General features: G+C 54.3%; 27 protein-coding genes. 13 read left to right on the top strand and 14 right to left on the bottom strand.

Translation table 11 applies throughout. The features are described 5' to 3' along the window. The first annotated feature begins 63 nt into the window (after window positions 1-63). From ABOC97_RS11885 to citG, 8 genes are read left to right on the top strand one after another with little or no spacing between them, the layout of a single operon-like run. Entirely contained in the window at window positions 64-1425 is a 1362-nt protein-coding gene (locus tag ABOC97_RS11885) for a 2-hydroxycarboxylate transporter family protein (RefSeq protein ID WP_349597718.1), read from the top strand. 21 nt (window positions 1426-1446) lie between these two features. After that, complete coding sequence (locus ABOC97_RS11880) at window positions 1447-2310, top strand: fumarylacetoacetate hydrolase family protein (protein ID WP_349597715.1); 864 nt, start codon at window positions 1447-1449, stop codon at window positions 2308-2310. 13 nt (window positions 2311-2323) lie between these two features. Then, window positions 2324-3343 (top strand): [citrate (pro-3S)-lyase] ligase, encoded by a 1020-nt coding sequence (gene citC, locus ABOC97_RS11875; RefSeq protein ID WP_349597712.1) that lies wholly within the window; start codon window positions 2324-2326, stop codon window positions 3341-3343. 16 nt (window positions 3344-3359) lie between these two features. Then, on the top strand, window positions 3360-3653 hold the full coding sequence (gene citD, locus ABOC97_RS11870; RefSeq protein WP_349597709.1) for a citrate lyase acyl carrier protein: 294 nt from the start codon (window positions 3360-3362) through the stop codon (window positions 3651-3653). Then, window positions 3650-4525, top strand: coding sequence for a citrate (pro-3S)-lyase subunit beta (gene citE / locus ABOC97_RS11865; protein ID WP_349597706.1), 876 nt, complete (start codon window positions 3650-3652; stop codon window positions 4523-4525). The genes citD and citE overlap by 4 nt, the downstream gene beginning before the upstream one ends. Window positions 4526-4535: 10 nt before the next feature. After that, window positions 4536-6053 (top strand): citrate lyase subunit alpha, encoded by a 1518-nt coding sequence (gene citF / locus ABOC97_RS11860; protein WP_349597702.1) that lies wholly within the window; start codon window positions 4536-4538, stop codon window positions 6051-6053. Between the two features lie 4 nt (window positions 6054-6057). After that, entirely contained in the window at window positions 6058-6597 is a 540-nt protein-coding gene (gene citX, locus ABOC97_RS11855) for a citrate lyase holo-[acyl-carrier protein] synthase (protein WP_349597699.1), read from the top strand. Further along, window positions 6575-7387, top strand: coding sequence for a triphosphoribosyl-dephospho-CoA synthase CitG (citG, locus tag ABOC97_RS11850; protein WP_349597696.1), 813 nt, complete (start codon window positions 6575-6577; stop codon window positions 7385-7387). The genes citX and citG overlap by 23 nt, the downstream gene beginning before the upstream one ends. A 113-nt stretch (window positions 7388-7500) precedes the next feature. Here the strand turns inward: citG and ABOC97_RS11845 are convergent, their stop codons facing one another. From ABOC97_RS11845 to mutY, 4 genes are all read right to left on the bottom strand, one after another. After that, window positions 7501-8757: a nucleoside permease gene (locus tag ABOC97_RS11845; protein ID WP_349597694.1), complete on the bottom strand. Its 1257-nt coding sequence runs from the start codon at window positions 8755-8757 to the stop codon at window positions 7501-7503. Between the two features lie 237 nt (window positions 8758-8994). Then, window positions 8995-10074 carry a membrane-bound lytic murein transglycosylase MltC gene (mltC, locus tag ABOC97_RS11840; protein WP_349597762.1) on the bottom strand — a complete coding sequence of 360 codons (1080 nt, stop codon included), beginning with the start codon at window positions 10072-10074 and terminating at the stop codon, window positions 8995-8997. Window positions 10075-10121: 47 nt separating this feature from the next. Then, window positions 10122-10397: an oxidative damage protection protein gene (locus ABOC97_RS11835; RefSeq protein WP_061283220.1), complete on the bottom strand. Its 276-nt coding sequence runs from the start codon at window positions 10395-10397 to the stop codon at window positions 10122-10124. 26 nt (window positions 10398-10423) lie between these two features. Next, window positions 10424-11476 carry an A/G-specific adenine glycosylase gene (mutY, locus tag ABOC97_RS11830; protein WP_349597759.1) on the bottom strand — a complete coding sequence of 351 codons (1053 nt, stop codon included), beginning with the start codon at window positions 11474-11476 and terminating at the stop codon, window positions 10424-10426. Window positions 11477-11632: 156 nt separating this feature from the next. On the opposite strand from mutY, the gene trmB reads away from it, so the two are divergent. The 3 genes from trmB to ABOC97_RS11815 are packed head-to-tail and all read left to right on the top strand — an operon-like array spanning window position 11633 to window position 13451. Continuing rightward, on the top strand, window positions 11633-12352 hold the full coding sequence (trmB, locus tag ABOC97_RS11825; protein WP_234508197.1) for a tRNA (guanosine(46)-N7)-methyltransferase TrmB: 720 nt from the start codon (window positions 11633-11635) through the stop codon (window positions 12350-12352). Then, complete coding sequence (locus ABOC97_RS11820) at window positions 12353-12679, top strand: YggL family protein (RefSeq protein ID WP_234508199.1); 327 nt, start codon at window positions 12353-12355, stop codon at window positions 12677-12679. 52 nt (window positions 12680-12731) lie between these two features. Further along, window positions 12732-13451 (top strand): YggN family protein, encoded by a 720-nt coding sequence (locus tag ABOC97_RS11815; protein WP_349597690.1) that lies wholly within the window; start codon window positions 12732-12734, stop codon window positions 13449-13451. A gap of 58 nt (window positions 13452-13509) precedes the next feature. Here the strand turns inward: ABOC97_RS11815 and ABOC97_RS11810 are convergent, their stop codons facing one another. The 8 genes from ABOC97_RS11810 to ABOC97_RS11775 all read right to left on the bottom strand — a co-directional run bounded on the left by ABOC97_RS11810 (window position 13510) and on the right by ABOC97_RS11775 (window position 19964). Further along, window positions 13510-14811: a TRAP transporter large permease gene (locus ABOC97_RS11810; RefSeq protein ID WP_349597687.1), complete on the bottom strand. Its 1302-nt coding sequence runs from the start codon at window positions 14809-14811 to the stop codon at window positions 13510-13512. Continuing rightward, on the bottom strand, window positions 14811-15314 hold the full coding sequence (locus ABOC97_RS11805) for a TRAP transporter small permease (protein WP_349597684.1): 504 nt from the start codon (window positions 15312-15314) through the stop codon (window positions 14811-14813). Before ABOC97_RS11805 ends, ABOC97_RS11810 begins: the two co-directional genes overlap by 1 nt. Before the next feature lie 45 nt (window positions 15315-15359). Beyond that, on the bottom strand, window positions 15360-16346 hold the full coding sequence (locus tag ABOC97_RS11800; RefSeq protein WP_349597681.1) for a TRAP transporter substrate-binding protein: 987 nt from the start codon (window positions 16344-16346) through the stop codon (window positions 15360-15362). 310 nt (window positions 16347-16656) lie between these two features. After that, entirely contained in the window at window positions 16657-17793 is a 1137-nt protein-coding gene (gene hemW / locus ABOC97_RS11795; protein WP_349597678.1) for a radical SAM family heme chaperone HemW, read from the bottom strand. Beyond that, window positions 17786-18379 (bottom strand): XTP/dITP diphosphatase, encoded by a 594-nt coding sequence (locus tag ABOC97_RS11790; protein WP_349597675.1) that lies wholly within the window; start codon window positions 18377-18379, stop codon window positions 17786-17788. Before ABOC97_RS11790 ends, hemW begins: the two co-directional genes overlap by 8 nt. A gap of 8 nt (window positions 18380-18387) precedes the next feature. Beyond that, on the bottom strand, window positions 18388-18678 hold the full coding sequence (gene yggU / locus ABOC97_RS11785) for a DUF167 family protein YggU (RefSeq protein WP_349597671.1): 291 nt from the start codon (window positions 18676-18678) through the stop codon (window positions 18388-18390). Beyond that, on the bottom strand, window positions 18675-19241 hold the full coding sequence (locus ABOC97_RS11780) for a YggT family protein (RefSeq protein ID WP_234508216.1): 567 nt from the start codon (window positions 19239-19241) through the stop codon (window positions 18675-18677). Before ABOC97_RS11780 ends, yggU begins: the two co-directional genes overlap by 4 nt. 18 nt (window positions 19242-19259) lie before the next feature. Then, window positions 19260-19964: a YggS family pyridoxal phosphate-dependent enzyme gene (locus ABOC97_RS11775; RefSeq protein WP_349597667.1), complete on the bottom strand. Its 705-nt coding sequence runs from the start codon at window positions 19962-19964 to the stop codon at window positions 19260-19262. A gap of 16 nt (window positions 19965-19980) precedes the next feature. Between ABOC97_RS11775 and ABOC97_RS11770 the strand changes: the two genes are divergently transcribed. Together ABOC97_RS11770 and ABOC97_RS11765 are read left to right on the top strand one after the other, a co-directional pair. Then, window positions 19981-20973, top strand: a complete 993-nt coding sequence (locus tag ABOC97_RS11770; RefSeq protein WP_349597664.1) for a type IV pilus twitching motility protein PilT — start codon at window positions 19981-19983, stop codon at window positions 20971-20973. Window positions 20974-21493: 520 nt separating this feature from the next. Beyond that, complete coding sequence (locus ABOC97_RS11765) at window positions 21494-22147, top strand: LuxR C-terminal-related transcriptional regulator (protein WP_234506579.1); 654 nt, start codon at window positions 21494-21496, stop codon at window positions 22145-22147. Between the two features lie 168 nt (window positions 22148-22315). On the opposite strand, the gene ruvX is transcribed toward ABOC97_RS11765, so the two are convergent. Together ruvX and ABOC97_RS11755 are read right to left on the bottom strand one after the other, a co-directional pair. Beyond that, a complete protein-coding gene (ruvX, locus tag ABOC97_RS11760) occupies window positions 22316-22732 on the bottom strand; it encodes a Holliday junction resolvase RuvX (RefSeq protein WP_234506582.1) in 417 nt (138 codons plus the stop codon). Next, window positions 22732-23295 carry a YqgE/AlgH family protein gene (locus ABOC97_RS11755; RefSeq protein WP_349597660.1) on the bottom strand — a complete coding sequence of 188 codons (564 nt, stop codon included), beginning with the start codon at window positions 23293-23295 and terminating at the stop codon, window positions 22732-22734. The genes ruvX and ABOC97_RS11755 overlap by 1 nt, the downstream gene beginning before the upstream one ends. Window positions 23296-23316 lie beyond the last annotated feature (21 nt).

Raw genomic sequence — 23316 nt, 5'->3', positions numbered from 1 at the left:
CTCACACAAAGTAAGCCTTTTGGCCCTTAAGCTAAAAATACAAAATAACCAAAGGGCTTCATTATGAGCACAACTGATGATTCATTCTCTGTTACCCATGAACCGATAGAAATTCAACGACCAGCACTTAAAGAGCGCTGGTGGCATATTATGGATACCTGGAAAGTCGGTATTATTCCCCTGCCATTGTTTGTGTTAGCAGGGGCCCTTATCGCCATCGATTGCCTGGGCGGTAAGCTGCCGAGCGATATTGTGGTGATGGTGGCGACGCTGGCGTTCTTTGGTTTTGCCTGTGGCGAATTCGGTAAACGCCTGCCGATTGTTGGCAAACTTGGGGCGGCGGCTATTTGCGCCACCTTTATCCCTTCGGCGATGGTCTATTACGGCCTGCTGCCGGATGTCGTTGTAGAGTCGACTACCAAGTTCTACAAATCGACCAACATTCTCTACTTGTATATCTGCTGCATCATCGTTGGCAGCATCATGAGCATGAACCGTACCGTGCTGATTCAGGGTTTCCTGCGCATCTTCTTCCCGATGCTGTGCGGCGAAATCGTCGGCATGATTGTTGGGATGGGCGTCGGTATGGCGCTGGGCCTTGAACCGTTCCAGATCTTCTTCTTTATCATTCTGCCGATTATGGCGGGTGGGGTGGGCGAAGGGGCGATTCCGCTATCCATTGGCTATGCCACGATATTGCATATGGATCAGGGTGTGGCATTAGGTCGTGTCCTGCCAATGGTCATGCTCGGTGGTTTAACCGCCATCATTATCTCCGGCTGCCTGAACCAGCTTGGTAAGCGCTTCCCGCACCTCACCGGTGAAGGTCAACTGATGCCAAACCGCGACAACGCGGATACGCAATCTTCGCAGCCTGCGTTCTCCGGCAAAACCGACGTGACCACCATTGCTTCCGGCGCGCTGCTGGCTGTACTGCTGTACATGCTGGGGATGCTGGGTCACAAGCTCATTGGTCTGCCTGCACCGGTTGGCATGCTGTTTATGGCGGTGCTGGTGAAACTGTGCAACGGCGCTTCCCCACGTCTGCTGGAAGGCTCGCAGGTGGTTTACAAGTTCTTCCAGACCTCAGTGACCTACCCGATTCTGTTTGCCGTTGGCGTGGCTATCACTCCGTGGCAAGAACTGGTTAATGCCTTCACCCTCAGCAACCTGCTGGTCATCGTCAGCACCGTGTCGGCGCTGGTCGCCACCGGCTTCTTTGTGGGCAAAAAAATCGGCATGCACCCGATTGATGTCGCCATCGTCTCCTGCTGCCAGAGCGGCCAGGGCGGTACCGGCGATGTGGCGATTCTGACCGCAGGTAATCGTATGAGTCTGATGCCGTTCGCGCAGATTGCCACCCGTATCGGTGGGGCGATTAACGTCGCGGTCTCGCTGCTGGTGCTGGGCAACTTCCTCGTTTAAACATGGTATTCAGGATTAACAATGAAACTCGCAAGTTTTATCTATCAGGGCGTTCGCAGCTACGGCATCGTGAAGGCGGAAGGGATGATTGATTTAGGTCGCCGTCTTGGCGACCGCTACAGCGACCTCAAGGCGCTGTTACAGGGCAACGGGCTGGCGGATGCCACCCGCTATCTTCATGACGTGGCCGATGTGCCGATGGACGCGGTGACCTTTTTACCGGTGATTGAGCACCCGGAAAAGATCCTCTGCGTGGGGATGAACTACGCCGAAAAACGCAAAGAGTTCGACCAGCACAATCCGGCACCGACGCTGTTTGTCCGTTTCCCCGATTCGCAAACGGCGCATAACGAGCCGGTGCTTAAGCCGCGCCACTCGCATGAATTTGACTATGAAGGCGAGCTGGCGGTGATTATTGGCAAAGGCGGCGAGAACATCAGCCGTGAAGAGGCGCTGCGCCACGTGGCAGGTTATAGCTGCTACATGGACGGCTCGGCGCGCGACTGGCAGCACACGTGGTTTACCGCCGGGAAAAACTGGCGTCAGACCGGGGCGTTCGGCCCATGGATGGCGACCGCCGATGAAATACCCGACCCGCACCAGCTGGCTATCCGCACGTGGCTCAACGGGCGAATGGTGCAGGACGACAACACCAGCAGCATGATCCACAAAGTGGCGGAGCTGATTGAGTACATCAGCACCTTCACTCGCCTAAGCCCGGGCGACGTCATTATCACCGGCTCTCCCGGCGGCGTCGGTAAAAAACGTAACCCGCCGCTGTTTATGCAGGAGGGGGACCGTATCGAGGTGGAGATTGAGCACATCGGCCATCTCAGCAACATCATTATGGAAGCGCCAGCGAACACGCTGACGGCAGCGCACTAAGTAAGGCGGCACGATGCACACGCAACTTCCAATCGACTTTCGAGTCACTCTGGTGGCGAAACACCCGGAACGGCTCGCTCAGATTCGTTCGCTGCTGGTGGATAGCGGGCTGGGGATGGACAGCGATATCACGCTGTTTGTGGAAGCCTGGGCCGATACGGCGCTGGTGGGGTGCGCGGGGCTGGCGGCTAACGTCATTAAATGCGTGGCGGTGGATGAGCAATTGCGCGGTGCCAATCTGAGCGCGCGCCTGCTCGCAGAGGTGGAAAACGTCGCGCTGGCGCGCGGCGATTTTCACCTCTTTCTGTGCACCCGCCCTTGTAATAAAGAGCGATTTGGCCGCAGCGGTTTCTGGCCGATTGCGCAAAGTGGGAATAACGCGGTGCTGATGGAGAACACCCCACAGGGTATCGAACGCTACTGCCGTTCGCTGCGTCAGAAACGCCAGCCGGGTGACGCGGTGGGGGCCATTGTGATGAACGCCAATCCGTTCACTCTCGGCCACCGTCACTTAGTGGAACAGGCGGCACGCCAATGTGACTGGCTGCATCTGTTCGTGGTGCGTGAAGACGCGTCGTTCTTCCCATTCCGCGCACGGCTGGAGATGGTCCGCGCAGGCGTCGCGCATCTGCGCAATGTCACCGTGCATGAAGGCTCGCAGTACATCATTTCACGCGCCACCTTTCCGGCTTATTTCCTCAAAGAGTCCGGCAAGGTACAGCAGGCGTGGAGCGAAATCGACGTGCTGATCTTTCGCAATTACATCGCACCGGCGCTGGGCATTACCCACCGTTTTATCGGTTCCGAACCGTTTTGCGCCGTCACCCATCAGTACAACCAGACGCTACACGCGCTGCTGGCCGGGAATGTGACGGTGGTGGAAATCCCGCGCATCAAAATGATGGGGAGCGCTATTTCGGCATCGGAAGTACGTCGCTTACTTAAAACACAGCAGTTTTCTCGTATCCGGGACATTGTCCCGGAATCTACTTTTGCGCATCTCGAAACGCATTACAGCGCGGAAGTCGCATAACTATCAGGACATTATCATGAAAATCGTAAGGGAGGCGCTGGCCGGAACGCAGGAGTCCAGCGACCTGATGGTGAAAATCGCCCCCGCCGACGGCGAGCTGGAGATTGTCATCCACAGTGAAGTGATTAAGCAGTTTGGCGAACAAATCCGCAAAGTAGTGGAACAGACTTTGCAGACAATGGCGGTGCATCAGGGACTGATTATCGTCGAAGACAAAGGCGCACTGGACTGCGTTATTCGCGCCCGTCTGCAAAGCGCAATTTTGCGTGCCACAGAGACGCAACAGATTGCGTGGGAGGCGCTGCAATGAGCACACTTCGCCGCAGTATGCTGTTCCTGCCGGGGGCCAATGCCGCCATGCTCTCTACCGCGTTTATCTATCGCCCGGACTCTATCATGTTCGACCTCGAAGATGCGGTAGCGCTGCGTGAAAAAGACAGCGCGCGCCTGCTGGTGTTCCACGCGTTGCAGCACCCGATGTATCAGGACATTGAAACCGTTGTCCGCATTAACCCACTGAATACGCCGTTCGGGCTTTTGGATCTGGAAGCCGCCGTCCGCGGTGGCGTTGACGTTATCCGCCTGCCGAAAACCGATACTCCGGAAGATATCTTCGAGCTGGAAGGGCATCTTGAGCGTATTGAACGAGAGTGTGGCCGTGAAGTCGGATCCACCCGAGTGATGGCGGCCATTGAATCGGCGATTGGCGTGATTAATGCCGTCGCGATTGCCCGCAGTTCGCCGCGCCTTATCGGTATCGCGCTGGCGGCGTTTGATTACGTGATGGATATGCAGACCGAGCGTGGCGATGGTACCGAACTGTTTTATGCCCGTTGTGCGGTGCTGCACGCGGCTCGCGCGGCCGGTATCGATGCCTTCGACGTGGTGTGGTCAGACGTTAATGACGAAGCCGGGTTCCTGCGTGAGGTTGAGTTGATTCGTAAGATGGGTTTCAACGGCAAATCGCTGATTAACCCGCGCCAGATTGACCTGCTCCACAACGCCTACGCACCAACCCAACAGGAAGTCGACCATGCCCAACGAGTGATTGAAGCGGCGGAAGAGGGCGCGCGCATAGGTTTGGGCGTGGTGTCGCTCAACGGAAAAATGGTGGATGCGCCAATTATTGACCACGCGCAAAGGGTACTTGAACGTGCGGCGGCTTCTGGCGTACGTCGTTAAGGATAAAGCAATGAATCAGACAGAACTTCTTCACCAACATTTTCCCCATTTGCGGGAACTCAAACCGTTTACTTCTGCCCATCATGCCACACCGTGGCTGGCCGACATGGATGCTAAACAACATCGCAAACTGTGCGAGTCGGTAGAACAGGCGGTTGAACGCTGCGGCCTGCAGGATGGGATGACCATCTCGTTTCACCATGCGTTTCGTGAAGGCGACCGGGTGATCAACAGCGTGGTGGCGAAACTTGCGCAGATGGGGTTTAAGAATTTGACCCTGGCGTCCAGCTCGCTGATGACCTGTAACGATGCGCTGATCGAACACATCAAAAGCGGTGTGATTACTCGTATCTACACCTCCGGTATGCGCGGCAAACTGGCGGATGCTATTTCTCACGGGCTGATGGATGAGCCGGTACAAATTCACTCGCACGGTGGCCGCGTGAAGCTGCTACAGGATGGCGAGCTGAATATCGATGTAGCGTTCCTGGGCGTACCGTGCAGCGATGAGTTTGGCAATGCCAACGGCACTCACGGTAAATCCTGCTGCGGTTCGTTGGGCTACGCGATGGTTGATGCTCACTTCGCCCGTAAGGTCGTGCTGTTGACCGAAGAGCTGGTGCCTTTCCCCAATATGCCTGCCAGCCTGGTGCAGGATCAGGTGGACTTTATTGTGCAGGTCGAGAGCGTTGGCGACCCGGAAAAAATCAGCGTCGGTGCGGCGCGCGTCACCAGTAACCCGCGCGAACTGATGATCGCCCGCTATGCGGCAGATGTGATTGAACACTCTGGCTATTTCGTCCCTGGATTCTCGATGCAGACCGGTTCCGGCGCGGCGGCAACCGCCTGTACGCGCTTTATGGAAGAGAAGATGGAGCGTAGCGGCGTGACGGCGAGCTTCGCGCTGGGCGGCGTTACCGGCGGTCTGGTGGATCTGCATGAGAAAGGGCTGATTGGCAAACTGCTTGATACCCAATGCTTTGACGGGCAGGCGGCCGCTTCGCTGGCGCGCAACCCGAACCACGTCGAGATTTCCACCAACGTCTACGCCAACCCGGGCAGTAAAGCGGCAAGCTGCGACCGGCTTGACGTGGTTATCCTCAGCGCGCTGGAGATTGATGTCGATTTTAACGTCAACGTGATTACCGGTTCTGATGGCGTAATGCGTGGCGCATCCGGCGGCCACTGTGACGTGGCGGCTGCCGCCAACCTGACTATCGTTGTCGCGCCGCTGCTGCGTAGCCGTATCCCTACGGTGGTGAAACGCGTGACTACGCGTCTGACGCCGGGTGAAAGTATTGACGTATTAGTGACTGACCACGGTATCGCAGTTAATCCGGCGCGTCCGGAAATCCGCGAGCGGCTGGTTGAAGCGGGGCTGAAAATTGTCGATATCGAAGCGCTGTATGCCCGTGCGGTCTCGCTGACCGGTATGCCTAAACCAATTGAGTTCACCGATAAAATCGTTGGCGTGATCCGCTATCGCGATGGCAGCGTGATTGACACCGTTCGCCAGGTAAAGGAGTAAGGTAATGACGACAATGACACCCGTGAAAATGGGTGTCAGCCTTGATGCGCTGCTGGCGGCGAAAGAGAGCCGTGCGGCGCGTCAGGCTGACTGGTTAACCCACTATCAACAACCGGTTATCTCACTCACCCTGGTGACACCGGGCGCGGTGAAAAACAGCCAACGCTACCGCAATACGATGGGTGTCGCGCTACAGATGTGCGATCAGATGCTGTGGCAAAACGGCTGGTCGGTGCTCGACCGTCAGGTTTTGTGGCTGCCGACCGGGCCGGAAGCCATGTGGTGTGTGGCGCATCAGGCACCGGAGATAAAGGCACACTGTGCCGCGCTTGAGCAGACGCATCCCCTTGGCCGACTCTGGGATTTGGACGTCATCTGCCCGCAGGCGGGTCACGTTGGGCGGTTATCCCTGGGACGGCATCTGCGCCGTTGCCTGATTTGCGATGAGCCTGCACACGCCTGCTCCCGCTCGCGTAAGCATCCCATTGAAGAGGTTGTGGCCTGCGTGGAGAAGATGATTGATGACTGGTTTTATCGCGACTAAACCGTGTACGTCTGATGTTCCTGCGCTGGCTGAAGAGGCGCTATGGCAGGAGCTGGATCTCACGCCAAAACCGGGGCTTGTCGACAAGTTCAACAATGGCGCACACCGGGATATGGACCACCGGTTATTCGAATGCAGTATCCAGGCAATTACCCCGTGGTTTCGCCGATTTGCCGAGCTTGGCGAAAGCTATGCGCACCTGCCCGCAAACCAACAGCTGCGACTTATCCGGCCGATGGGCATGGCCTGTGAGCAAGCCATGTACGCGGCAACCGATGGCGTGAATACGCATAAAGGCGGGATCTTCGCGCTGGGGCTATTGTGTTTCGCCGCAGGGCGTTTGGGCGAGATGAGCCAGGCCAGCTTATGTGATGAAGTGAGCGCCATCTGTCATGGGCTGGTGGCGCGTGAATTAGGGGGACGCCGCTTACAGGCGACCGCCGGAGAGCGGCAGTTCCATCAGTTTGGCCTGACGGGGGCACGGGGTGAAGCGGAGAGCGGGTTTGCCACGGTGCGTCGGGTTTTGCCCGGCTGGAATGGTCGCGGCTTACACACGCTGCTGCTACGCTTAATGGCGGTCAATCCGGACAGTAATCTGGTATCGCGTGGTGGAATGGCGGGACTGCGCTATGTGCAGGGATACGCCCAGCAATTGTTGGCTCAGGGGTGGGATGAACAGGATTTAATGATGATGGATGATGCGTTTATTGCGCGGAATTTAAGTCCTGGTGGTAGCGCGGATTTGCTGTCGGTGGGATGGGTGCTGTCGGGCGTTACCCCCTCACCCTAACCCTCTCCCCGTGGGGGAGAGGGGACCGTTAGGTGCGGTTTTTAACAATAGTGTGCGTTATGTCTTTCTCCCTCTCCCCTGTGGGGAGAGGGCCGGGGTGAGGGGTAGGCACCTTAGTGCGCGACCGGTACCGCACCTGGAGCAACACGCTCATGTTTGTATTTGAACAGACCAACGAAGGCTACGGCCAGAACCAGAGAGTAACCGGCGAAAATCAGCCACACGCTCTGCCAGTCAGTAATGCCGTCAAGAGTGTACATCTCAACCACTTTACCGCTGACCATACCGCCGAGGATGCAACCAAAGCCGTTGGTCATCATCAGGAACATACCCTGTGCGCTGGCGCGGATTTCAGGTCTGACTTCCTTCTCCACGAACACGGAACCGGAGATGTTGAAGAAGTCGAACGCGCAGCCGTAGACAATCATCGACAGCACCAGCAGCACGGTACCGAAGGCTGACGGGTCGCCGTAAGCAAACAGACCAAAGCGCAGCATCCACGCAAAGATACTGATGAGCATCACGTTCTTAATGCCGTAACGGCTCAGGAAGAACGGAATGGTCAGGATGAACAGCGTTTCGGAGATTTGTGAAATCGACATCATCACCGAGGCGTGCTGCACGATAAAGCTGGTGGCAAACAGCGGATCTTTATCGAAGCTGTGCAGGAAGGTATTACCGAACATGTTGGTGATTTGCAGCTCTGCACCCAGCAGCATGGAGAAGACAAAGAAAATCGCCATCCGTTTATTTTTAAACAGCGCGAAAGCATCCAGACCCAGCATACTGCTCCAGCTCTGCTTCTCTTGCTGGTTGGATACCGGAATATGCGGCAGCGTCAGGGTAAACAGCGCCAGCACGATGGACAACGCTGCGCCGATATAGAGCTGCATATGGCTCAGTTCAAAGCCGGAGAAGCTCACGGCCCACATCGCCAGAATAAAGCCGATGGTGCCCCAGATACGGATAGGCGGGAAGTCGGTCACGATATCCATACCGGCTGATTTCAGGCGGTAGTAGGAGATGGTGTTGATCAGACCAAGCGTTGGCATATAGGCCAGCGAGTTCAGCAGGATAACCATAAACATCGCGCTTGGCGTGGTCACCTCGGCGGCCATAAACAGCGTACCGGCGCCGACCAGGTGGCAGATGGCGTAGACCCATTTGGCACTGATCCACTTATCCGCCACGATACCTAAAAGCGTTGGCATAAAGACAGCGGCAATCCCCAGCGAGCTATAAACTGCACCGATTGAGGCCCCGTCGAACTTCAGCGTTACAAACATGTACGAGCCTAGCGTCGTCAGCCAGCTCCCCCAAAGGCAGAACTGCAGAAACGACAGTATCTTAAGCTGCAGCTTTAAATTCATGTTGTTTTCCTCACAAGAATGGCGAGTTTATGTTTGTTTAATAACATTAAGAGGTGGTGTTTGTGCCGATTCTAGCAATGACAACGATGAGACATTGTTAAGCGCCGCATAAAATTGCAATTATTTTTACTTTGCACAACGAATTAGTGACAAACGTAACATTTTCCACGGTGAGGAAGGACAAACCCGCTGACCGTCGGCAAGCCTCTCGTCAGCGGGTCTGATTTGTGACAATTATTACTTGCGGCGATAGCCTTTCTGCGCGGAGTTCACCTTGTAGAGGTAACGGCGCGATTCTGCTGATGGATGACGAGTTGTTAGGGTCTGATAAACGTCGCCCGGCGCCATGCTGTTGATGATATTTGCCGCCTTCACCTTATCGTTAGAGAAGACGCGCAGCACGCTGCCTGCGCCGCCGTTATAAGCGGTGATCACCGCGTAACGACGTGACGTAGGGTTATCAATCCCGCCAAGATAGATATTGTTGAGGATCGCCAGATAGGCGGTACCGGTATCAATGTTACTTGCCGGATCGAACAGGAAGCTGCGGCTTGGCGTACCGGATTTACCCTGTGAGCGGAAGACATCTTTCCCGGCGGTGTGCTGCACCACCTGCATCAGCCCCATTGCATCGGAGCGGCTCACGGCATACGGGTTGAAGGACGATTCGGTCTGCATAATCGCCAGAATCAGCGATTCATCGATACCATATTTACGCGAAGCCTGACGCACCATGCCTAAATATTTATGCGCACGTTTATCAAGGTGGTTCGGTACCAGATTGATGGTCACGCTATAGATAATGTGCAGGCCGCTGCTGCGCTTTTTCATCCGCGTTTGGAGCAGATAGTCGGCAAAGCGCTCTGCGCGCCATTGCCAGCGAATGGCTTCGCCGTTGTTATCGACGACCTGACCATACAGGAACGGTTCTTTGGAAATCTGGATATCGTCGGCGTCGGAGTACAGGTCAACCGAGCCCGGATCGTCACCCATTAATAACGTGGTGATGATGGCCTGACGTAGGCGTGCGGCGGGTTCCGTACCGGCGATAGTCTCAACGGTAATGGTACCGTCGTCGAAGTTGATATGGCTGCGGGTCTGGTAGCCGTCGGTATACTTAACGTAGTCCTTCGGACCGGCTATCAGAACCTCGTTAAAACCCCAAATGTTTTCAATATTATGGGCGAACTGCCCCATCAATATATCAAAACCATTGGTGTCCTTTACCCAGGCCTCGTTATAGGTATCACCCTTTTTATTCGAGGAGCAGGAAACAAGCAGCGGCGCTATCAACGCCAGAGCAAATAGTTTTTTCATCATTCCGGGAGCGCGTGTTGTTGTGGTCTTAAAGGGCCGTTAAGCCCTTACTGCTTTTCAGGCGGCGTGTAGCCTTCAATGTGCACATCTTTGCCTTCAAACAGGAAATTGACCATTTCCTCTTCCAGCAGCTTGCGGTGCTCTACGTTCATCATATTGAGTTTCTTTTCATTGATGAGCATGGTCTGCTTGTGCTGCCACTGTTTCCAGGCCTCTTTCGAGATCTCGTTATAAATGCGTTTGCCTAGCTCGCCTGGGTAAAGCTGAAAATCCTGCCCTTCGGCATCTTGCTGCAGGTAAGTACAAAAAATAGTTCTGCTCATAATCAATCCTCTTGTGGCGCCGAAAGCTAAACGAGTGAATCGGCGCGTAACTGCTGCAACAGGCGCTCAACCGGTGCAGCCAGCCCTACGGCGGGCGGCTGGGCTAAGTTATACCAGAGAGCGCTGCCTTCATCCATGCATGACGCGAATGAGGACACAGTAAGCCACATTGGCACAATGTCCAGATGGAAATGGCTGAAAGTATGGCGGAACGCGGTGAGCTGAGTCAGCGTATCGGCGGGGATCTGCCGCTCGCTCAACCAGTCGCGCAGCGCTTCTTCATCTGCAAACTGCGGGAAACAGTATAGACCGCCCCACAGCCCGCTAGGCGGACGCTGCTGTAAAAACACTTCGCGGTCGTGCTGCATCATCAGAAAATAGCCGGTACGTTCCGGTATTGTCTGCTTCGGTTTTTTGCCCGGATACTGTGCCCAACTGCCGTTGGCCGACGAGATGCAGCCATTATCTAACGGACACAGCGTGCATTTAGGTTTTGAGCGGGTACAAACCATGGCGCCCAAATCCATCATCGCCTGGTTAAAGCGCGACACCCCTTCGGCTGGCGTCACCTGCTCGCTTAATTCCCACAGCCGCTTCTCGACCTCTTTTTTCCCCGGCCAGCCGTCCACCGCGTAGCAGCGGGCCAACACGCGCTTGACGTTACCGTCGAGGATAGGGAAATGTTTACCGAGCGAGAGCGATAAAATCGCCCCGGTGGTGGAGCGGCCCACGCCGGGCAGCGCGGCGACTTCCTCAAAGGTTTCCGGGAAGCGCCCTTTATGCAGCGTGGCGACCTGCTGTGCGGCCTTATGCAGATTACGCGCGCGGGCGTAATAGCCCAGCCCCGTCCACAGATGCAGTACGTCATCTAACGGCGCGTTGGCCAGATCGGTGACGGTAGGAAAGCGTGACATGAAGCGTTCAAAATAGGGGATAACTGTGGCAACCTGCGTTTGTTGCAACATGACCTCAGACAGCCATACTTTGTAGGGCGTCTTTTCAATTTGCCAGGGCAGGGTTTTACGCCCGTATTTGTCGTACCAGTCCAGCACCTGGGCTGAAAATTGCGCGGCTTGCATGGTCAAAGCAGGGATTCCAATATCGCTCTATTTAGGGGCCAAATTGCAGCACAGCGGCACTATGCTGTAAACAGGAACTTTCCGGTGCTTGCATCCGGCAACTAACTTTGGATAATGCCCGTTTCCCGAACACTCTCACAAGCAGACTTAATTTTTATGAAGAACGACGTCATTTCACCGGAATTTGATGAGAACGGCCGCCCACAGCGCCGTATTCGTAGTTTTGTTCGTCGCCAGGGGCGACTGACGAAAGGGCAGGAACACGCGCTGGAAAACTACTGGCCGGTGATGGGCGTTGAGTTTAGCGAAGAGCCTGTCGACTTTGCCGCGCTGTTTGGCCGTGAAGCGCCAACGACGCTGGAAATCGGTTTTGGCATGGGCGCTTCGCTGGTGGCGATGGCCAAAGCACGCCCGGAGCAGAATTTCCTCGGTATTGAAGTACACTCTCCAGGGGTTGGCGCGTGCCTCGCATCGGCGCATGAAGAGGGTGTCGATAACCTGCGCGTGATGTGTCACGATGCGGTCGAAGTACTGCACAAGATGATTCCTGACAATTCACTGAACATGGTTCAGCTCTTTTTCCCTGACCCATGGCACAAAGCGCGTCATAATAAACGCCGTATCGTTCAGGTTCCGTTTGCTGAACTGGTAAAAAGCAAACTGAAGCTGGGCGGCGTGTTCCACATGGCTACCGACTGGGAAGCCTATGCGGAACATATGCTGGAAGTGATGTCCTCCATGGACGGATATCAGAACCTGTCAGAAAGTCAGGATTATGTACCGCGCCCGGAATCGCGCCCGGTAACCAAATTTGAACAACGTGGTCATCGTCTTGGCCACGGCGTATGGGACTTAATGTTCGAGAGGGTGAAATAAATGGCAAAGAATCGTAGCCGTCGTTTGCGTAAAAAGATGCACATCGATGAATTTCAGGAGATCGGTTTCTCTGTAGCATGGCGTTTCCCTGAAGGGACCAGCGAAGAGCAGATCGACCAGATCGTCGATCAGTTTATCGATGAAGTCATCGAGCCGAACAAGCTGGCGTTTGACGGCAGTGGCTACCTGGCATGGGAAGGTCTGATTTGCACCCAGGAAATCGGCAAGTGCACCGAAGAGCACCAGGCTCAGGTACGTAAATGGCTGGAAGACCGCAAGTTTGAAGAAGTACGCACCAGCGAACTTTTCGACGTTTGGTGGGACTAATAGCGTATACGGGGCCAGCATTTGCTGGCCCGATTTGTCTTGAGGGAAAGTAATGATGCGCAAAACGCTGCTGACGGCAGTTCTAACATTCACGGCGATGGCCGCCCATGCTGACTATCAATGCAGCGTAACCCCCCGTGATGATGTTGTCCTCAACCCGCAGACGGTGCAGGTAAAGGGCGAGAACGGCAATCTGGTCATTACCCCAAACGGTGACGTCACCTTTAACGGTAAGGCGTACACGCTGACAGCCGCCCAGCGCGAGCAGGCGAAAGATTATCAAACTGAACTGCGCAGCGCGCTGCCGTGGATTGACGACGGCGCCCGTAATCGCGTCGAAAAAGGCCGCGTAGCGCTGGATAAAATCATCGCGAAAGAGGTGGGTGAAAGCAGCAATATGCGCGGTCGTTTGACCAAGCTTGATGCCCAGCTCAAACAGCAGATGAACCGCATTATTGAACATCGTACCGATGGTTTAACCTTCCACTATAAAGCCATCGACCAGGTGCGCGCCGATGGGCAGCAGCTGGTGAACCAGGCGATGGGCGGGATCCTGCAGGACAGTATTAATGAAATGGGTGCCAAAGCGGTACTCAAAGGCGGTGGAAACCCACTGCAGGGCGTGCTGGGCAGCTTAGGCGGCCTGCAAACTGCCATTCAGAATGAGTGGAAAAACCAGGAAGCGGATTTCCAGGCTTTCGGTAAAGACGTCTGTAGCCGCGTGGTGTCTCTGGAAGACAGCCGTAAAGCGCTGGTGGGTACCCTGAAGTAAATTCTTATCGGCTACCTGTACTCTACAGGTAGCCAAAAAATGCGTTCATTTAGCCTTGTTACATCAGCCCTAGTAGCTGCGGAATAAACAGCGAAATCTGCGGGATATAGGCAATCATCATCAGCGCCACCAACAACGCGGCGTAGAACGGCAGCAGCGGTTTAATCAGCTGCTGGATCTTCACCCCGGAAATTGAGCAGCCGACAAATAGCGCGCTACCAACCGGCGGCGTCAGCAGGCCGATACACAGGTTAGCGACCATCATGATGCCGAAATGCACCGGATTCATGCCCAGCTCTTCGGCGATAGGCAGGAAGATCGGCGTGAAGATCAGCACCGCCGGGGTCATGTCCATGAAGATACCGACGATCAATAGCACGATGTTGATAAGCAGCAGGATAACCATCGGATTCTCAGAGATCCCCATCAGCGTGTCGCTGATCATATAAGGGATATCGGCGTTGGTCATCGCCCACGACATCCCGACGGAGAAACCGATCAGCAGCAGCACTATTGAAGTAGTGACGACGGATTCAAGAATCAGCTTAGGCAGGTCGCGCCACTTCACTTCGCGGTAAATCATCACCGACAGAATAAAGGTGTAGACCACCGCAATGGCGGACGCTTCGGTGGCGGTAAAGATCCCGCCTAAAATCCCCCCCATCACGATAATCACTAAGAGCAGGCTTGGCAGCGCGTCGAGGAATGCTTTCGCCGCCTGGGCGCAGGTCGGGCGCTCGGAAACCGGATAACCGCGACGTTTGGCAATAATGGCGCAGACCACCATAATTGCCAGCCCCATCAGGAGCCCCGGCAGATAACCGGCCATAAATAACGATGCCGCCGACACGCCACCGGCGGTGAGGGAGAAGACAATCAGCACGTTAGAGGGCGGGATCAGCAACCCGGTGATACATGACGACACGTTAACCGCCGTGGAGAATGCAGGATCGTAGCCTTTTTTCGTCTGAATGGGGTGTAGAGTCCCACCGACCGCCGCCGCTGCGGCAACGGCTGAACCAGAAATAGAGCCAAACATCATATTGGCGAGAACGTTAACGTGGCCAAGCGAGCCGGGAACGCGGCCGACCATTACCTGCGCGAGGTTTATCAAGCGTATGGCGATACCGCCGCTGTTCATCAGCGTGCCGGCAAAGATAAAGAACGGAATCGCTAACAGAGCGAAGTTATCGAGCCCGTTAGCCAGGCGCTGGGCCACGGTAATCGCCGCGATATCCCATGGGAACATCAGCAGCATGGAGGCGACGGTGGCGATACCGATAGAAAACGAGATGGGCACGCCGATAAACACCAACACGAAGAACGAACCAAAAAGCGTTAATGCAATATACCCGTCCATTAGCAGGCTCCCTCAGACTGTTTCAGGCTCTGTAAGCCGTTGGTAATAAACCATAATGCGTAAAACATCATGATGATGCCGGTCAGCGGCAGGATCAGGTAGACGTAGCCCATGGGGATCTGCATCGCGGCAGAAACCTGAGAGGTCGCCAGCGTTTTGGCAATCAGCTTCACGCCGCCGGTGACGATCACCGCCCCGGAGAAGATGAAAATTAGCAAGTTAATCACTACTCCCAGCATCTTCTGTTTACGTGGCGTAACCGACATAGCCAGCAGATCGATAGCCAGATGACGTTGCGCACCCACGGTATAGGCTGCGCCGAGCAGGCCTACCCAAATCATTAGAAAACGGGCCAGTTCGTCGGTGAGCGTACTGGGCTGGTTTAACACGTAGCGGCTGAAAACCTGCCAGACGACGCAGACAACCAGCGCCACCATCACCGCCACCGAGAACGCGGCGATCAGGCGGTCCACCGCCTGTTTAATGCGGGAAAATAGAGTCATGAGATATCCTGGTGAAAGCGGGCCAGAGGCTGGCCCGAAACGGTTTTACTGCGCGGCAGATTCAAACCGGGCTAGCAGCGCGGCCTGTTTTGGATCTTTGCTGAAATCATCAAACAGCGGTTGGACGGCGGCACGGAACGGGGCTTTATCGACTTTAACGATCTCACCGCCCATTGCTTTGGCCTGGGCGCGGGTGTCGGCGTCAATTTTATCCCACAGCGTCTGCTGATAGGCTTCCGACGCGGTAGCCGCTTTGGCGAGGATCTGCTGCTGCTCCGGCGTCAGTTTGTCCCAGGTTTTGGTCGAGATGACCAGGAAGTCAGGGATGGAGGCGTGCTCATCTTCGGAGAAGACTTTGGCAATTTCAATATGACGGGTTTGCACCCATGATGGCACGTTATTTTCCGCGCCATCGACCACGCCTTGCTGCATCGCCGTATAAACTTCACCGAATGAAATAGGCGTTGGTGAGCCACCCATTAATTCAATCATTTTAATTGTGGTCGGGCTTGGCTGAACGCGAATTTTTAAACCTTTTAAATCTTCAGGCTTCGTAATTGGTTTTTTGGCATAGAAACTACGGGTTCCGGCGACATAGGCGGAAAGGGCAAAGAAACCTTTTTCTTTGGTCGATGCCATAATGTCTTTACCTACGTCACCAAATACCACTTTATTAAAGTGTGTCTGGTCTTTAAATAAGAAAGGTAAATTATAGATGGCGTAAACATTATCGAAGGATTCAAGATCGCTGGCGGAACCTTTGGTCATATCCAGGGCGCCGTTTTGCAATAACTCCATGGTTTCGCGCGCGCTGCCCATCTGGCTGCTGGGATAAATTCGAATGGTCATTTTACCGTCGGAGAGCTGTTTGACTTCTTTGGCCATTGCCTCAAATGCCTGGTGCACAACGTGGCTTCGCTCCAGGTTATGCGCCAGCTTCAGCGTCACTTTCTCGGCGGCAGAGGCACCGGTAGACAGCAGCGCGAGAAGCGACGCGCAAACCAGAGATTTTGTAAAAGAGAGAGGTTTCATTAATAGGCTCCATGCACATTGATGATCGCGGTATATATCTATCGGGGTAATTTGTTTTTCTGTATGACATATTAACCTGGTTGTCCGACAACTTTACCGTGCCTCGCGTGAATTTCTACACTATCTGCGTGGTTAATGTGTGTTTTGTGCGCTGGGTTATATTAATGACGTATGCGTAATCGGCTATTAATATTTAAATGAAGTGTTTTGTTGGTTATTATTCGAAAAGAATACGGGAAATGATTCGGAATAGTCGATTGATATAATTCGCTATTACCATTATTCGGTAATAGCGAATTATTATGACGGTTTATTCGCTGAGAAATAACTCCAGCAGGGAATTTAAAAACAGCTTACCGTGCTCGGTAATCTGCCAGTACTGTTCGCACTCGGTCAGATAGTTCTGCGCCAGCGCTTCATCCAGCTGCGGGCGGATAACGCTCTCATCCAGACCGGTGTAGCGGCTAAATTCGGCGCGTGGCGCCGGTTCCAGCAGGCGGAAGCGGTTCATAAAGAACTCAAACGGCTTATCGCTGTTTTCTACATCGTGCTGGCGTTCCAGATAGCGGCCTTCCATATAACCGCGAGGATGACGGGTTTTCGCCGTACGCAGAATGCGGCCATCCGGGAACGTCACCTTACCGTGCGCGCCGCAGCCGATACCGAGATAATCGCCAAAGCGCCAGTAGTTGAGATTGTGCTGGCACTGATAGCCCGGCTTGGCGTAGGCCGAAGTTTCGTACTGCTGGTAGCCTGCGGCGGTCAGCAACTGATGACCTTGCTCAAAGATATCCCACAGGTCATCGTCATCCGGCAGCACCGGCGGACGTGAACCAAACAGGGTATTCGGTTCAATGGTCAACTGATACCAGGAGAGATGCGGTGGTGCCAGTTCAATGGCCTGGCGCAGATCGTCCAGCGCCTCTTCCAGCGACTGATCCGGCAGCCCGTGCATCAAATCAAGGTTGAAGCTACGCAGCCCCAGACCGGTTGCCAGGTGTGCAGCACGTTTGGCCTCTTCCGGCCCGTGAATACGCCCAAGACGCTTGAGCTTCTCTTCACTAAAGCTCTGTACGCCGATGGAAATACGATTCACCCCCGCACGCTGATACTCCACGAAACGGTCAGCCTCTACCGTACCCGGATTGGCTTCCATGGTAATTTCCGCATCGGCGGCCAGCGTCAGGCGGGCACGCACGCCGTCCAGCAGGGTTTGCATCGCCGGGCCGGAGAGCAGGCTCGGCGTACCGCCGCCGATAAAAATGGTCTTTACTTCACGTCCCTGCGCGTAGGCCACGTCGGCATCCAAATCGCTCAGCAGATGCTGCACATAGTCGTCGTGCGGCACTTCGCCTTTCAGCGCGTGCGAGTTGAAGTCGCAGTACGGGCATTTCTGTACGCACCACGGGATATGAATATAAAGACTCAGCGGAGGCAAATTAACCATTACGAAGGGCTTCCAGTAACAACTTCAGCGCCTGTCCACGGTGGGAGATGGCAATCTTCTCTTCACGCGTTAGTTCGGCGGCCGTTTTACCTTCGGATGGCACGAAGAAAATAGGATCGTAGCCAAATCCGCCAGCACCGGCAGCGGTGCGCGCGATGACGCCAGGCCAGCTGCCGTGGCACACCAGCGGCGTTGGATCTTCCGCGTGACGCAGGTAGACCAGCACGCAGTGGAACTGCGCCTGGCGCTGTCCGTCTGGCACATCTTTCAGGGCTTCCAGCAATTTTTCAAGATTCTGCTGGTCGCTGGCGTCTTCGCCGGAATAACGCGCGGAGTAAATTCCCGGTGCGCCGCCGAGCACATCGACCGCGAGGCCGGAGTCATCGGCAATTGCCGGTAAGCCAGTGACCTGAGCGGCATGACGTGCTTTCAGGATGGCGTTTTCAATAAAAGTCAGCCCGGTTTCCTCGGCGGACTCAACGCCAAGCTCGGTCTGGGCGACGATATCCAGACCAAAATCGGCGAGCAGCGAGGCGAGCTCGCGCACTTTACCGGCGTTACCGGTAGCGAGAACAACTTTTTGCATGGGATATCCTAATTTGTCAGGGCGTCGACGCCCGATGGGATCTGCTGCGGATGAATAATTTTAACCTGTTTATGTCGCCCGAGTTCGCCTTTCTCGATAATGACCTGGCTTTTGGCGACCTTAAACTGCTTGGCGAGATACTTCACCAGATGGGCATTGGCTTGCCCATCAACGGGCGGGGCGGTGATGGCGACTTTTAGCTCGTCGCCATGTACCCCAACAATCGCGTCACGGCTGGCCTTTGGCTGAATATACAGCCGCAGAACCAGCCCATCATCACAGGGAGTGACGGCACTCATAGCGCCATCCACAGCCCCGGCAGCAGCATATTGCCGGTGGCCTGCAGCACCTCGGCGATGCCCATATTAATGACGTACAGCAGCAGGACCAGAATCATCGGCGAGAAGTCGATACCGCCCATCGATGGCAGCAGGCGGCGGATAGGGCGCAGCAGCGGCTCGGCCAACTGCATCAGCACGAATTCGACCGGACTGCGGCCCTGGCTTACCCAGCTCATGATAGCCATCAGCAGCAGCACCCAGAAAATCAGCAGGCCGATAGTTTTGAGCAGGATGAGAACCGCGGAGATCCAGATAATCGGCTGGAAGGTAATGACCATAAACAGCACGATGGCTTTTGCTACGCACAGTATGAAAGCCAGCAGCAGCGAGGAGCTATCCAGCGGCCCCATCGGCGGGATGATACGACGCAGCGGGCCGACAACCGGCTGGGTAATTTTCACTACGAACTGAGAGAACGGATTGTAAAAATCGCAGCGTGCCCACTGCATCCAGACGCGCAGCAGTAGCACCATAGTGTACAGTTCAAAAACTGTGGAGAGCAGGAAGGTCAACGTCTTCATGGCGTTTCTTGAGGTCCCTTATTTTTTTGTGTAATCACGCGCACCGAAAATCGCGGTGCCGATGCGTACCATTGTACTACCTGCCGCAACCGCGGCTTCCATGTCGTCAGACATGCCCAAAGAGAGGGTGTCTACGGTTGGGTAGTCTGCCTTGAGCCGCGCAAATGCTACAGCCATTTGGCTGGCAACGGCAAACTGCCTTTCGTATTCATGCTCCGGCGCGGGAATAGCCATCAGCCCGCGCAGACACAGGTTTGGCAGCGCGGAAACTTCAGCTGCCAGCCCATCCAACGCGTCTAGCGGAATACCGGATTTGCTCTGCTCATCGCTGATATTGATTTGAATCAGCACGTTGAGCGGCGGCATGTCAGCTGGGCGCTGTTCGCTGAGCCGAACCGCGATTTTCAGTCGATCGACGGTATGGCACCAGTCAAAATGCTCGGCGACCAGGCGGCTTTTGTTGGACTGCAACGGACCAATAAAGTGCCATTGCAGCCCCGTCTCGCCCTTTTCACGAAAGTGGAGGATCTTTTCCACCCCTTCCTGGACATAGTTTTCGCCAAACGCCATTTGGCCAGCAGCCACCGCTTCTTCGACGGCGCTCGCAGGTTTGGTTTTACTGACGGCAAGCAGCGTAACTTCTTCTGAAGCCCGGCCGCAACGTGTTGCTGCAGCTGAGATTTTTTCCCTGACCTGTGCCAGGTTATGCGCAATATCGTTCATATGTTCTGGTGGGTCTATGGATATACAAGAAATCGTGGCGCTTAGTGTAAAGCATAATGTCTCGGATCTACACCTGTGTAGCGGCAGCAACGCGCGCTGGCGTCGAGCCGGGGATCTGGAAATGGCGCCGTTTACTGCACCTGAGCCCGATACGTTGCTGACGCTTTGGTTAAATGAAGCGCAGCAACTGGAGTGGCAAAAGTACAGACAGCTAGATTTTTCGGTGTCGCTGCCTGGCGGTCCGCGTCTGCGCGCCAGCGCCTATGCCCACAGTGGCGGCGTGTCGCTGGTGTTGCGGCTGTTGCCCACGCGCTGCCCAACGCTTGCCGAGCTGCATACGCCGGTAGCGCTGGTGGAGCTATTACATGAAGACAGTGGGCTGATTCTGGTCACTGGTGCGACAGGTAGCGGGAAGTCGACCACCCTGGCGGCGATGGTTGACTACCTCAATCACCATCTCCCTGGACACATTCTAACCCTGGAAGACCCGGTTGAATTTATTCATACCAGCGCAGGCTGCCTGATTTCACAACGTGAAGTGGGCCAACATGCGCCGTCTTTTGCGCAAGCGCTGAGGGTGGCACTGCGTCAGGATCCTGATGTGATATTGCTCGGTGAACTCCGCGATAGCGAAACTATTCGCCTGGCGTTAACGGCGGCAGAGACAGGGCATTTAGTACTGGCGACTCTGCATACCCGCGATGCGGCGCAGGCGATTGAGCGGCTGGTCGATGTGTTTCCCGCACAGGAAAAGGATCCGGTGCGCAGCCAACTGGCTAACTGCCTTTCTGCGGTGGTCGCGCAAAAGCTGCAACCCGATGGTGAAGGGCGGCGGGTGGCGCTATTTGAAATGCTGGTGAATACGCCCGCCGTCAGTAACCTTATTCGCGAAGGTAAAACGCACCAACTCGCCGGTGTGATGCAGACCGGGCTACAGTCTGGGATGCAGACTTTCAGGCAAAGCTACCAGCAACGTATCAAGGCAGGCATGTTGCAAAAGCATGAGTGAGCCTGGCGTTTGCGTAGTACCGCCGTCTGGAACAATGAAATATTGATTCCCTTAAACACATTTGGCGTTAGCATATCATTCATATTAGTAATGTGACGGACGCTTTGTTTTGTTATTAATATTGGATTAATAATTTGTTTATTTATCGCAGCTTGTAAACTTTGATTTTATCACTGTTGCATTAATGTATTTTTTTGTAATGTTAGGGTGATTTTTTTATAGGCGGAAGTATAACTTCCTACGACGTTTATTCTAATATGATAATGGTGCGGTAAATCATAAGGATGAGATTAGTGTAATTAACTGATTACATTGTGTTGCGTAGACTTACAAAAAAAGGTTGATATTCTTTTGACACCTCCAAGGAGTTCGTTCTATGCTATTTGTGTAATTAGGACTAATCTTATGAAATAAGGTTTCACAAATTGATTGGTTCTTATTATTAATGGTATTAGGTTTGCCTTTGCTTTGACTTATTTAATCACCATGATGGTGGATATGAACTATGGAGAGTTTCAAAATGTTTGAAGTGACAGAGAGTGTATCTAATTCCCGTAAAATTATTTTAATCACCCATCCGTCCGTGCAGGCAAACGCGTTTGCAAACTACCTCACTAATTTACTGTCAGTTTCTGTTGATGTTCATAACATCAATAAGCCCCTGGTACAGCGCCTGAGTAAGGGAACTGTGGTGTTGTTCGATATCGCTGTTTCTAACAAAAAGCTGAACGGTATCTGGCGTGACATTATTCGTGCTCAGTTCGACTCCCCACGCCTGCTGATTATTAACAGCGCGCAGAAGTATGAATTATACGAAATGGCACAGTGGCCTGCATTGTATGGCGTATTCCGTCACGACGACGAAGAATCGCGCTTAATTGAGGGCGTCAAAGCGGTGTTAAACGGCGAACAGACGGCTGAATTGAGCGTGATGCATCCGGCAATGTACGCAGTAGAACAAACCCCTGATACGAATGATAGCGTGCCGCTGACTGAGCGTGAATGCGAAATTCTGAACGAATTACGCCATGGTGCAACCAATATGGATATTGCTCGCGCCTTGTTCATCAGTGAAAATACCGTGCGTACTCACCTGTATAATGTTTTCCGTAAACTCAGCGTGAAAAACAGAACTCAGGCGGTAAGCTGGGCGAACGAAAATCTGCGCCACTAATCGATAAACCATTCCTGATAAAACTCGCATTTCAGGAAGGCGGTAAGCGCGCACTGATTTAATTCAGTGAGTTGAGTAAACGACTACCGCCACCGTATATGCAATTTGCAATATGACGAGCGTAGTTATGTTGGCGAGTTCCCGGGATATTATCCCGGGGCCGTCCGCCTAGAAACCCTGCTCGAAGAAGCTTTCCAGAATCACCACGGCAGATGCAGAGTCTACGCTGCCTTTGTCCAGCGCGCGGAATCCGCCGCGCTCAAACAACCCCGCACGCGCTTCTACGGTACTCAATCTTTCGTCATGCAGCGTAATCGCCACGCCAAAGCGGCCATGAATTTTATTGGCAAAATTACGTGCCCGGGCGGTTAACGGTTGCTCGGTGCCGTCCATATTCAGCGGCAGACCCACGATCACCGATTCTGGCTGCCACTCTTTGAGCAGACGGCCAATAATATTCCAGTCCGGCGTACCGTCCTGTGCTTTGATAGCCGCCAGCGGGCGCGCCGTACCGGTAATGCGTTGGCCGATGGCCACGCCAATACTGCGCGTGCCAAAGTCGAATGCCAGCAGTGTTCCACTCATTATGCGTGCCCCGCAGTGCCTGACATGGTCAGGATATTGATACCAATAAGTTTCGCCGCATCTTTCCAGCGATCGCTAATAGGCGTTTTAAACAGGATATTCAGATCGGCCGGGGCGGTAAGCCAGGCGTTATCGAGGATCTCTTGCTCAAGCTGCCCTTTTTCCCAGGATGCGTATCCCAGAGCAACCAGCACGTCCGACGGTTGACGTTCGGTACCCAGCGTTTCCAGTACGTCGCGTGATGTCGTGACAATGGTGTTGTCAGAGATGCGGATGCTGGAAGAGAACGATGCCGGAGGCGTATGCACGATAAAGCCGCGATCCTCTGCCAGCGGGCCGCCCAGCATGACCGGTTTATCCAGACGGATAGACGGATCTCGAGGGTCTGGTGTGATCTTCAGTTTTTCGAGGATCCCCTCGATCTGCAAATTATCCAGCGGTTTATTGATGATGATCCCCATAGCACCGTCATCGTTATATTCGCAGATGTAGACCACGGAACGACGGAAGATAGGATCCTGAAGGGTTGGCATAGCAATGAGAAAGTGATGCTGTAAATTCATTATCAGAGGTTCTTGTCCTGT

The organism is Kluyvera huaxiensis (assembly GCF_040149365.1).
GTDB classification, from domain to species: Bacteria; Pseudomonadota; Gammaproteobacteria; order Enterobacterales; family Enterobacteriaceae; genus Kluyvera; species Kluyvera intermedia_A.
The sequence above is the reverse complement of the archived record's forward strand: the minus strand, read 5'-3'. Positions and strand labels throughout refer to the sequence as shown.